Annotated in this window: 8 tRNA genes; all 8 read right to left on the bottom strand. The window is 50.8% G+C overall.

The window, feature by feature from the left end:
* Position 1 precedes the first annotated feature (1 nt).
* Positions 2-75: transfer RNA gene (locus tag HMPREF2701_RS10435), tRNA-Pro, on the bottom strand.
* A 15-nt stretch (positions 76-90) separates the two neighbouring features.
* Positions 91-164, bottom strand: a tRNA-Arg gene (locus HMPREF2701_RS10430).
* Positions 165-175: 11 nt separating this feature from the next.
* Positions 176-261, bottom strand: a tRNA-Leu gene (locus tag HMPREF2701_RS10425).
* 7 nt (positions 262-268) lie between these two features.
* A tRNA-Gly gene (locus HMPREF2701_RS10420) sits at positions 269-340 on the bottom strand.
* A 22-nt stretch (positions 341-362) separates the two neighbouring features.
* Positions 363-435 (bottom strand) — tRNA-Thr (locus HMPREF2701_RS10415).
* An 18-nt stretch (positions 436-453) separates the two neighbouring features.
* Positions 454-535: transfer RNA gene (locus HMPREF2701_RS10410), tRNA-Leu, on the bottom strand.
* Between the two features lie 5 nt (positions 536-540).
* Positions 541-613, bottom strand: a tRNA-Lys gene (locus HMPREF2701_RS10405).
* A gap of 23 nt (positions 614-636) precedes the next feature.
* Positions 637-709: transfer RNA gene (locus tag HMPREF2701_RS10400), tRNA-Asp, on the bottom strand.
* Positions 710-742: the final 33 nt, after the last annotated feature.

Below are 742 nucleotides of genomic sequence, written 5' to 3'. Positions count from 1 at the left end.
ATCGGGAAGACAGGATTCGAACCTGCGACACCTTGGTCCCAAACCAAGTACTCTACCAAGCTGAGCTACTTCCCGAGTTAAATAGAAAAATGCACCCTAGAGGAGTCGAACCTCTAACCGCCTGATTCGTAGTCAGGTACTCTATCCAGTTGAGCTAAGGGTGCTCATTAGTTTATGCCGAGGACCGGAATCGAACCGGTACGATCGTTACCAATCGCAGGATTTTAAGTCCTGTGCGTCTGCCAGTTCCGCCACCCCGGCCTCTCTAAGCGAACGACGGGATTCGAACCCGCGACCCCCACCTTGGCAAGGTGGTGTTCTACCACTGAACTACGTTCGCACTGTTTTCTTCTATCTAAAAATGCCGGCTACATGACTTGAACACGCGACCCTCTGATTACAAATCAGATGCTCTACCAACTGAGCTAAGCCGGCTCATTTATTATATCTTAATGCGGGTTAAGGGACTTGAACCCCCACGCCGTTAAGCGCCAGATCCTAAATCTGGTGCGTCTGCCAATTCCGCCAAACCCGCATATATGACCCGTACTGGGCTCGAACCAGTGACCCATTGATTAAAAGTCAATTGCTCTACCAACTGAGCTAACGAGTCTAAAATAACTTACGTTATTCTAACGGTCCCGACGGGAATCGAACCCGCGATCTTCGCCGTGACAGGGCGACGTGATAACCGCTACACTACGGGACCTATGGGAGTTAACGGGATCGAACCGCTGACCCT

Origin of the sequence: Streptococcus sp. HMSC077D04, assembly GCF_001808785.1 — a bacterium.
In the GTDB taxonomy this organism is placed as follows: Bacteria; Bacillota; Bacilli; order Lactobacillales; family Streptococcaceae; genus Streptococcus; species Streptococcus mitis_BX.
This window is presented reverse-complemented; position numbering and strand designations above follow the sequence as displayed.